Origin of the sequence: Amycolatopsis sulphurea (genome assembly GCF_002564045.1) — a bacterium.
GTDB lineage: Bacteria > Actinomycetota > Actinomycetes > Mycobacteriales > Pseudonocardiaceae > Amycolatopsis > Amycolatopsis sulphurea.
In genome coordinates, this window is sequence record NZ_PDJK01000002.1 from 896,441 (window position 1) to 907,792 (window position 11,352).

Below are 11,352 nucleotides of genomic sequence, written 5' to 3' on the forward strand. Positions count from 1 at the left end.
TCCAGCCGCCGTGTCGTTTTCGCTTGCGCTCGGCGTTCGAATGCGTTCACCACTGCACCGGCAGCCGTTCCAGCCGGCGCATGACCACTTCCGGCTCCCAGATCAGCTCGTGTTCGGGCACCGCAAGCCGCAGCCCCGGCAGGCGGGTCACCAGTGCCGTCAGCACGGCCTGCAGTTCCAGCCTGGCCAGGTGAGCACCGAGGCAGTAGTGCATCCCATGGCTGAAGGCCAAGTGCTGCGTGGGCGTTCTGGTCAGGTCCAGCAGGTCCCCGTCCGCGGTCAGCGCCCGGTCCCGGTTGGCCGAGGCGATGGAGGCGATCACCGACTCGCCCGCCCGGATCACCGTGCCGTTGATCTCCAGGTCCTCCAGCGCGATCAGGGGATTCTCGGCCGTGTTGCGGATCGGTGTGAAGCGCAGCAGTTCCTCGACCGCGTCGGGCACCCGATCCGGCTCGGCGACCAGCAGCTCGTAGCGAGTCCGGTCGCTGAGCAGGAGGTAGGTGTAGTTGGCGAGCTGATTGGCGGTGGTCTCGTAGCCGGCCAGCACGATGGTCACCGCCAGGTCGACCAGGTCCGGCTCGGACAGCCGGTCGTCGGCGTCCCTGGCCTGCACCATGGCGCTGAGCAGATCCCCGGCGGGCTGCTTCCGGCGCTGGGCCACCACCCCGGCCATGTAGCGACGGAACTCCTCCCACGCGGCCCGCAGTTCTTCCATGCCATACGCCGAATTGGCCATCAGCACGCCGCCGAGACGCTGGATGATCTCCCGGTCCGCATACGGGATCCCGAACATCTCCCGGACCACCGTGATCGGCATCGGCCGGGCGAGAAGTTCGACGAAGTCCGCGGGCGCACCGTGCGACACGAGGCCGTCGACGAGCTGCCAGGCGAGTTCGTCCAGCCGTGGCCGCAGTTCGGCGATCCGGCGCGGGGTGAACGCCCGCAGCGTCAGCCGGTGCAGCCGGGCATGCTCCGGTCCATCCATTGTGGACAGAAGTCCGGCCGGGATGAACGTCTGGTGCGGCCGGGGCACGTCGCGCCCCACCGTGGCCTCCCGGCTCAGCCGCGCATCGGAGAGCACTTTGCGCACGTCGGCGTAGCGGGTGACCAGCCAGGCCCAGCCGCCGTAGGGCAGCTGCACCCGGGACACCGGTTCGTGCTCACGCAGATAGGCGTAGGTCGCGTCCAGCTCGGGTCCCGCCCGGTCCGGGAACGGGTAGGGCCGCATCACTCGCGCGGTCGATTCGGACGAGGTCATCACGCGGTCACCTCCGAAGAAGTGGTGAGCCGGGCTGTGACGGGCATCCTCGGGGCCGGTGGTTCGCCCCGCGACGGATCCCCGGCCAGTACTGCGCGGATCAGGTTGGCGTTGTCGCCGATGTAGTCCTCGTCGAACATCTCGGCGTGTTCACCGAACCCGCGCAGCACGGAGCTGCTCGTGGTGGACGAGCCGTGCCAGGTGCCGCCGGCCTCCACCCCGTACAGCGCCACCTTGTACTGGTCGGAGACGACCGTGACGGGAGCCGCCGTCACGCCGGTGTTCGGTGTACGGCTGGAGAATTCCAGGTACTCCTTGGCCTGGTTGGCCGTTTCCGTCGCGACGATCTCCGAGCCGGTGTGCCTGCGCAGGTGTTCACTGAGTTCTCGCTCGAAGGTCTCCCAGTGCTCCTTGCGGAGCACGAACTGCTCGGGCACGCGATAGGAGTCCATGATGATCACATGGCTCACCTCGCGCCCGCGCCGCTCCAGTTCCTTGGCGACCTCGAAGGCGAGGTTGCCGCCGAGCGAGTACCCGAGCACCGTGCAGGCACCCTCTGCTTGCAGGGACTCGACCAGATCGGCGTAGCGGGCCACCTTGTCGGCGCCGACGAGGTAGTTGAACGCCACGAAGTGCCGCTCCGGCAGGTGCGCGGCGAACTGCCGGTACACCAGGCCGTGCCCACCCGCGGGCGGGAAGCAGAACACCGTCTCCGGCCCCTCGGGGTTGAACCGCAGGTAGGGCTCGGCGCTGCCGATCCGGCCCAGGACGCTGTTCTCCAGGCTCTTGGCCATGCCATGCAGGGTGGTGACCTTGAACAGCGCGCTGACCGGGATGGTGACGTTGAATTCCTTCTGCAGGTGGTAGATCAGCTCGATCAGCTTGATCGAGCTGCCGCCCGAGGCGAAGAAGTCCTGCTGCCGCCCGGCCCGCTCCAGGCCGAGCAGCCCGCACCAGTGCTCGGCCATCCGCTGTTCGTAGAGGGTGACCGGCGGTTCGTGCGCCAGCTCGCCCGCTCCCCCGTCCGGGGTGGGCAGGGCGGCCAGGTCGACCTTGCCGTTGGGGGTCAGCGGCAGTTCGGCCAGCTCGACGAAGTGGGACGGGATCATGAAGGTCGGCAGGCTCTCGGTCAGGTGACCGCGCAGCCCGTGCCGGTCCAGCTCGGTCCCGGGCACCGGCACGCAGTAGGCGCACAGCACGGTGTCCCCGTGGTCCCCGTCGTCGGTGCGCGTCGTGACCACGGCCTGTGCCAGCTGCGGCCAGGTGGCCAGCCTGGTCTCGATCTCGCCGATCTCGATGCGGTGGCCACGCACCTTGATCTGGGCATCGGCCCGGCCCAGCAGGTGCACGGCACCCTCGGAATCCCAGCGCGCCAGGTCGCCGGTGCGGTAGAGCCGCACCTGCTCGCCGTCCAGAGACCGGGTGACGAAGCGCTGCGCGGTCAGCTCCGGATCGTCGACGTAACCGGTGGCCACGCCGTCGCCGCCGATCCACAGCTCACCGGAGACACCCGGCGGCACGGGTTCGCCGCGCTCGTCGAGCACGTACAGCGCACTGCCCGGCAACGGCTGCCCGATCGGCACCATCATGGCCGGGTCGAGATCCTCGGCCGTCCCCTCGAAGTAGGAGCTGTCGATGGTGGCCTCGGACAGGCCGTAGGAGTTGATCACCCTGGTCTGCTCGCCGGCCAGCGCGCGCAGCCGCCGGTACTCCGCCACCTTCCAGGCATCGGAGCCGACGACGAGCAGACGCAGGAAGTCCAGGCGCTTGTCCTCGCGCTCGCAGTAGCTCATCAGGCCGCGGACCACGGCCGGCACGAACTCGCCGCAGTCGACCCGCTCGTCCAGCATCGTGCGGTACAGCAGCGCGGTGTTGAACAGCAGCTCCCGGCCGATGAGCACCAGCGTGCCGCCGGAGCACAGCGCCCGGACCAGGTCGCCGGTGAACACGTCGAAGGAGAAGCTGGCCATCTGCAGGTGCACCCGGGCATCGGTGTCCAGCCGGTACTCCCGGCGCCACGCCTGGTAGGCCGTGGCCAGGTTGTGGTGGCCGACCTCGACCGCCTTCGGCTCACCAGTGGACCCGGAGGTGTAGATGACGTAGGCCGGATCAGCCGGGTCCACTGTGGACGGAAGGTCGGCCGGCGGGACGTCCGAAGCGGCCAGTTCCGCCAGGGTCACCACCCGTTCGGCCAGTCCGGCCGGGGCAGGCCGGTCGGCCAGGACGATCCGGGCGCCGGCGTGGCCGGTCATGTAGGCCAGCCGTTCGGCCGGGTACCCCGGATCCAGCGGCAGGTAGGCCCCGCCCGCCCGCAGCACGGCCAGTACCGCGACGACCAGATCCGGCGTCTTGTCCAGGAACAATCCCACCAGGGAGCCCGCCCCGACGCCGAGGCCACGCAGCTTCCCGGCCAGTTCCCGCGAACGCCGATCGAGTTCGGCGTAGGTCAGCCGCCGGGCCGGTCCCGACTCGGCAGGCGCCGACACCGCGACGGCCTCCGGATGCTCGACGGCGGCCCGGCCGATCAGCTCGTGCACCGGGACCGCGGTTTCGACCCCGTCACGAACGCCGCTCCACTGCCGCAGGATGCGCTGCCGTTCCCCTGCGGTGAGCAGCTCCGTCCGCTTCGCGGGCGCTGTGGCGTCCGCGCTGGTCAGAGCGCCGAGCAGGGTGGTGTAGTGCCCGGCGATGCGGGTCATCGTCTCGGGCAGGAACAAGTCGGTGTTGTACTTGAACACGCAGCGGAAGCGCCCCGCCGCCTCGTCCTCGTACACCGACAGGGTCAGGTCGAACTGGCCCTCCTCCTCGGGCAATTCGATGTAGTCCAGCCGGTAGCCGTACTTCTCGGTGGCCACCCGGTGGTGCAGCAGGATGAACATGGCCTGGAACACCGCCGACCGGCTGGGGTCGTGCTGCAGGCCGAGCTTGTCCACCAGCAGCACGAACGGGTACTCCTGGTTGTCCAGTCCATTGAGGACAGTCGTGCGCACCTGATCCAGCAGCTCGGCCACCGTGGGATCCCCGGCCAGGTCGACCCGCAACGGCAGCGGGTTGACGAAGTAGCCGTAGACCGAGGCGAACTCCTCCTGCGTACGCCCGGTCACCGGGCTGCCGACGATCACGTCGTCCTGGCCCGAATAACGGTGCAGCAGCAGGTAATAGGCCGCCATCAGGACCACGTACACCGTGGTGTTGTGCTCCTGCGCCATAGCGTGCACCCGGGCGCTCAGGTCGGTGTCCAGCGCGAAGAACTCCGAAGCGCCGTTGTGGCTCTGCACCGCCGGCCTCGGCTTGTCCGTGGGCAGGGCCAGCATGGGCACCTCGGCAGGCAGATGATCCCGCCAGTAGGCGAGCATCCGGTCCGCCTCCGGGGAGGCCAGGAACCTGTTCTGCCAGTTCAGGAAGTCCAGGTAGCGCGCGGTCACCGGCGGCAGCTGCACCCGGCGGCCCTGGCGCAGGCCTTCGTAGATCTCCAGCAGCTCCTCGATGAAGGTGAACGTGGAGATCGCGTCGGAGATGACATGGTGCACCGCCTTGACGATCACCCAGCGATCCACGCCCCGCTTGAACAGCCGGAACCGGATCAGCGGATCCCGTTCCAGGTCATACGGCGCCCGGTACTCGGCGATGATCATCCGGTAGATCTCGTCCCAGCCGCGGTCCTGCACGTCGAACAGGGCCACGTCGGCGTTGGCCTCGGCGGAGATCCGCTGGACCGGCCGTCCCCGCTCGTGCGTGAAAGTGGCCCGCAGGCTGGGATGCCGTTCGACCAGCGCGCGGTAGGCCTCGAACATCAGCTCGGGGTCGAGTTCGACCCGGACCTCCACCGCGCCGCCGATGTTGTAGGCGAAGCCGTCGGGGTGCAGCTGCTTGAGGAACCACAGCGCTTTCTGGTTCTGGGTCAGCGGGTACGCGGTCTCGTCCTCGAAGATCTCGACCGCGCTGCCGCCGGTCCCCTCGCCCTCGGCCGAGACCAGGGTGGCCAGGCTGTCACAGATGTGGGTGACCAGGTCGCCGATCGGTGTGCCACCGAGCAGCGTGACGACCGGCAGTGCGGTCTTCAGCTCGGTGTGGATGCGGGCCCGGAGTTCCATCGCCAGCAGCGAATCCAGCCCCAGGGCAAGCAGATTCTGCGCAAGATCGACCTGTTCGGCCGGTACCCGCAGCACGTCCGCGACCAGCGCGGTGAGGTGCTCGGTCACCAGTTCCCCGCGCCGTTCTTCGCCGACTGCCGCGAATTCCTCGAGCAGGCTGCCGCCTTCGGCGCTTTCCGCGCTGCCTGCGGCCGCGGCCAGTTCGGTGACCAGCGTGGGCGGCTCGGGGTACCAGGCCAGGAAGACCGGCCAGTCGACGACGGTCGCGATCAGCAACTGGGCGTGGTCCTGCCCGAGGACGCGCTCCAGCACCGCCATGCCCGCGTCCGGGGACAGCGAGGTCATGCCCCGGCTGTTGCGGTAGTGCTCGATCAGCCCGAGCTCGGAGATCATGCCGGTGGCCCACGGGCCCCAGTCCAGGCTCAGCGCGGGCAGGCCGCGGGCGCGGCGGTGGTGTGCCAGCGCGTCCAGGAAGGCGTTGCCCGCCGCGTAGTTGGCCTGACCGGCCGTGGTGACCAGCGAGGCGATCGAGGCGAACAGGACGAAGTGGTCCAGCGGTTCCGCACTCAGGTGGTGGTGCAGCAGGTAGGCACCGATCACCTTGGGGTCGTGGACCGAGTCGTACACGTCGCGGTCCATCTCGGCGATCAGGGTGTCCCGGACGTGACCGGCGAGGTGGAACACGCCCCTGATCGGCGGGCTGCCCGCGCGCCGGTAGCCCGCCAGCCAGGTGGCCAAGGCCTGCTCGTCGGTGATGTCCAGCGGCGCCAGGATCGGATGCGCGCCCAGTGCCTCCAGCTCCCGCACGAACGCGGCGTTGCGGCCCAGCGGGGTGTCCGGATCAAGCTCCGGCCACTGGTCGCGCTCGGGCATCCTGCTGCGTCCCATCAGGATCAGCCTGCGTGCGCCGCGCTTGACCAGCGTGCGGCACAACAGCTTGCCGAGCGCACCGAACGCACCGGTGACCAGGTAACTGCCGTCGGCGCGCAGCCTGGGCGGCAACGGCCGGGTCAGCTCGGTGACCTGACGCAGCCGGCTGGTGAATCGGACATCGCCACGCAAGGCGATCTCGTCCTCGCCGTCCTCGGCCGCGATCTCCCGCAACAGCGACTGCGCGTCGTCCCGGTGACCACCGGTGCCGGGCGGATCGAGGTCGATCAGTTTGCCGCGGTTGCCGGCCAGCTCCTGGTTCCACAGCACGCGGCCGATGCCCCACGCGGGCGCGGCCAGCGGCTCGACGGCGTCTTCGGCCACGACTGCCTGGGTGCCCCGGGTGACGACGTACAGCTTGCCCGCGGCCTTGCTGTTCAGGACCGCCTGGGCCAGCGCGATCAGTGAATAGCCGCCCACCGTTCCGTACTCGCCGAACCGATCCACGACGACCTCGTCGACGGTCGGCAGGTCCAGATGCCACAGGTGCACGATCGCGTCGAACCGGGCGCCTTCGGCGGCCAGGTCGGTGAGCAGCCGGCCCAGGTCCTCGGCGGAGCCGGGCACCACGGAGGACTCGCCGGAGCCGCTCCGGTAGCAGCTGCCCTGGCGCACCAGGTGGCAGGTGCCGCCCGCTTCGGTGGCCAGCGCGGCCAGTTCGTCGCCAAGCCCTTGCTCGTCGGCGAGAATCAGCAGGTTCCGGCCGACGGTCGCGGTCTCCAGCTCGGGCAGTTCGTCCCAGGTCATGCCGGCCAGCCAGCCGTCGATGGTGCCGAGTCCGACGGCCATGGAGGCCTTCTCCACATCACCGACGCGGAACCCGCCGACCCGGCCCAGAGGCCGCCCATCGGCGGCGTACACCGCGATGTCGCCAGTCACTTCACTACCGGACTTCCGGGTGAAGGTCGCATGCGCCCAGATCGGCTGGTCGCCGATGTCCTCGAAGCGGATCTCCTCGATCGTCAGCGGCAGGCGGATCCCTTCGGTCCGATCCTCGTCCAGGATCAGCGGGGTCAGCAACGACTGGAAGCAGGAGTCCATCAGGGTCGGGTGGACGTGGTGGCCCTCCGCGCCGTCATCCAGCGCGGCAGCCGGGCTGATGCGAGCCAATGCCTCGCCAGGAGCCAGCCACACCTCGTCGATGCCCTGGAACGCCGGACCGTAGTGATAGCCCAGCTCGGCCAGCTCCGCGTAGCAGCCGGCGCCGTCCAGATGCCGTACACCGCGGGCCTGGATTCCGTCGAGGTCCAAGGCCGGTCCGAACTCGCGGCGCTGCTGCGACCGGACCACACCGGTCGCGTGCAGGGTCGGCTCCTGACCTTCGCCGGCCACGGTGGCGATGCCGAACGTGCCGTCCTGCGAGGAGAACGACAGCTGCACGGCGCGCGTGTCGGCCTCCGGCAGCACCAGCGCTTTCCGCAGCTCGATGTCCGCCAAGGACACACCGGCGCCCACGGCACCGGTCAGCGCGCGCACCGCCTGTGCGGCCATCTCCAGGTACCCCGCGGCAGGGAACACCACGGTGCCCTCGATCTGGTGATCACGCAGGTAGGGCAGCGCCTCCAGATCCAGGCGGGCCTCCCACACCGGCTCGGCGCCCGCCGTGCGGCGGCCCAGCAGCGGGTGATCGAGCCGGCCGAGCCGGATCTGGGCCACCGGCTCGGGCTCCACCCAGTACCGGTCGCGCTTCCACGGATAACGGGGCAGCGGCACCTGCTCGCCTACCGGATACTGCGTGGTCCAGTCGATGGCGACGCCGCGGTTGTGCAGCGCGGCCAGCGACATGGCCATCTGCGCGGGCTCGTCCTCCTCGCGGCGGATCGAAGGCACGGTCAGGCCGTCCGCTTCCCGCGCGGCCAGGCATTCCTTGATCGAGTACGCCAGCACGGGGTGCGGGCCGATCTCCAGGAACAGGTCGTGACCGTCGTCGACGAGACGATCGATGGCGGCGTGGAAGTAGACGCTGTGCCGGACGTTGTCCCACCAGTACTCGGCATCCAGCTCGGTACCGTGCGCGTTGGCCTTGCGCGCGGTGAGGTAGAGCGGCACCTCAGCCGGCCGAGCCTCCAGGCCCGCCAGCGAGGACAGCAGCTCGTCCTTGATCATCTCCATCCGCGCGCTGTGGTAGGGCACGCCGACGGTGAGGAACTTGGCGAAGATCTGCTCCTCGGTCAGGTCCGCGGCGATCTCGGCCAGCGCGTCCCGATCCCCGGCCAGGGTGATCGCGGTCGGGCTGTTGATCGCGGCCACGGAGGCGCGGTCGCCGTAGGGTGCCACCCGGCGCAGCGCCTCCGGTTCGGACAGGCTGACCGCGAGCATCGTGCCGGTGCCGACCAGCTTCTGCTGCAACCGGCTGCGGTGGATGGCGACCTTGACCGCGTCTTCCAGGGTGTAGACCCCGGCCTCGTAGAAAGCCGCGATCTCGCCGGTGCTGTGCCCGACGATGGCGTCCGGCCGCACCCCGCGCGCCCGCCACATCGCGGCGAGCGCGAGCTGCAGGGCGAAGTTGGCCGGCTGGGCCAGCCAGGTCTCGCTCATCTGCGAGCCGGCCTGCTCCGCGGTCAGCTCCTTGATCAGCGACCATCCGGCGATCTTGCCGATCTCCTGATCGCAGCGTTCGATCATCGACCGGTAGACCGGGTCGCTCTCGTAGAGCCGGCGGCCCATCGCCCACCACTGCGGCCCCATCCCGGTGAACACCCAGGCCAGCCGCTGGTAGCCGGACTGCCCGGTGAGCGCGTGCGGATGAGCTTGGCCGTGCGTGAATTCCCCGAGCCGCTCGTCCAGCGACTCCGGCGTCGAGTACACAATGGACAGTCGCGATTCGAGGTGCTGACGGCGCCGGGCCAGCGTGTAGCCGATGTCGCGCGCCGCCTGTGCCGTGCCACCGGCGGCCGCGAGTTCGCCCCGGATACCTTCGGCCATCTCGGACAGGGCCGCCGGATCGCGCGTGGTCAAGGGCAGCACGTGATACTCGGCGGCGGCCGGGGATTCGGGCGCCGGCCGTTCACGTGGCGGCGCCTCCGCGAGCAGGACATGGGCGTTGGTGCCGCCGAAGCCGAAGGAGTTCACCCCGGCCAGCGCCGGCCCCTCGTGTTCGGGCCACGCGGTGAGTTCGGTGGGGATGTCGAAGGGCAGCGCAGCCAGGTCGATCGCGGGGTTGACCTGGTCGAGGTTGATGTGCGGCGGAATCTGCCGGTACTTCAGCGCCAGCGTGGTCTTGATCAGCCCGGCGATACCCGCGGCCGATTCGGTGTGCCCGATGTTGGTCTTGACCGAGCCCACGTAGCAGCGGCTGCCCGGCTCGCGGCCGACGGCCAGCGCCTTGCCCAGCGCGTTGGCCTCCAGCGGATCACCGACCGGCGTGGAGGTGCCGTGCGCCTCGATGTACTGCAATGCCCCGGGCCGGATACCCGCGTCGGCACAGACCTGCTCGATCAGGCGAACCTGGGCGTCGGGGTTGGGGACGGTGATGCCGTTGGTGTGGCCGTCCTGGTTGACGCCGCTCCCGATGATCACCGCGTGGACCGGATCACCGTCGCGCAAGGCGTCGTCCAGGCGCTTGAGCGCCACTATTCCGACGCCCTCGGCACGCACATATCCGTCGGCCGACGCGTCGAAAGTACGCGATTTCCCTTCGGCCGAGAGGAAACCGCCCCGGGTCTCGGCGATGGTGTACTGCGGCGCCGAATGCAGCAGGGTACCACCGGCCAGCGCCAGATTCGTTTCGCCCCGCTGCAGGCTCTGGCAGGCCAGGTGCACGGCGACCAGCGAGGAACTGCAGGCCGTGTCCAGGGAAACGCTCGGCCCGCGAAAATCGAAGCAGTAGGAAATCCGGTTGGAGACCATCGTCATCATGGTCCCGGTCGCGGTGTGCGCGGCCAGCGTCCGGAAGCTCAGATCGGCGAACTGCACGATCTTGTAATCCAGGGTGAACGCGCCGACGAACACACCCACGTCCGAACCGGCCAATTCCCCCGGTTTCTGGCCGCCGTCCTCCATCGCCTCCCAGGCGACTTCGAGCAGTTTACGCTGCTGCGGGTCCATGTGTTCGGCCTCACGCGGACTGATGCCGAAGAACGCCGGATCGAACTCGTCGAAACCGTCGATGTAGCCGCCGCGGCCGCCGACGAGCTTGCCGGGCTTGTCCTTGTCCCCGCTGGCCAAGGTGGCCACGTCGTACCGATCGGCCGGCGTGGCGGTGATGCAGTCCCTGCCCTGTACCAGGTTGCGCCAGAAGGCCCGGTAATCCGAGGCACCACCCGGCAGGCGGCAGCCGATACCGACAATGGCGATCGTGTCCCGAGCGGCACTGTCAACCGCATCCGTCATCGTAAATCCCCCGTCTTGTCTCGCCCTCCCCCCGATGAGTCAGAAGGCGTTTCTGCACAACGACGCGCACGGCGGTGCGACTGGAGTACCCAGTCGCCGCCCCGGCCGCGATTAGCCGTCTCCCCGCATCACTACGGAAGCTTGCCCGGAGGCATTCGGTTTGGCTGAGTTCCGCGTGAGGACGAGATGACGACGGGATGAGACCGTCCCCCGGACGAGCGATCGGCAGGCCGCTGGGTAAAATCGGAGCCCGCCGGACAGCGCCCGCCGGACAGCGGAGGAAGAACGTCACAACCGTGCCGACTGCGTCGACTGTCCCGATCCTTACCGATCTGATGCCCGCCACCAGGTCAGCCGGACCGACCACGACCGCAGGAAGCCGAGGCGCGAACAGGACTCCGTACAATCATCTTTCGGATGGGTTCACCACGCTCGCATGCTCCCGGATGAAACTGAGTATCTCGGCGTCATTGCGGAAGACCACGGTCCGCCCCGAGGGGATGTGCTCGGCGATACCACACAACCGTCCCTGCTCGTCCGAAAACGACCTCGGGACCCATACCCGGAGTACGTAAGTCTGCATGGGTGACACGCTAGAGGGGGACATTCGGCTCGGCTGAGTGCACAGTGAGTGCTGCCGAACCGGCATCCGGGTGATCACGGACCGGCTCAGTACTTCTGTGGGTTCGGCCTGCGAAATCTGCGTCATTCTGGAAAGGCGCACCGAGAACCGAGAGG

At 69.1% G+C, this 11,352-nt stretch carries 2 protein-coding genes; both read right to left on the minus strand.

What is annotated here, in order from left to right:
- Nucleotides 1-46 precede the first annotated feature (46 nt).
- Complete coding sequence (locus ATK36_RS10115) at nucleotides 47-1,258, minus strand: cytochrome P450 (protein ID WP_098511015.1); 1,212 nt, start codon at nucleotides 1,256-1,258, stop codon at nucleotides 47-49.
- The gene (locus tag ATK36_RS10120; RefSeq protein WP_098511016.1) at nucleotides 1,258-10,614 is read right to left on the minus strand and encodes a non-ribosomal peptide synthetase/type I polyketide synthase; all 9,357 of its coding nucleotides are present in this window, start codon (nucleotides 10,612-10,614) and stop codon (nucleotides 1,258-1,260) included. Before ATK36_RS10120 ends, ATK36_RS10115 begins: the two co-directional genes overlap by 1 nt.
- Between the last annotated feature and the right edge of the window lie 738 nt (nucleotides 10,615-11,352).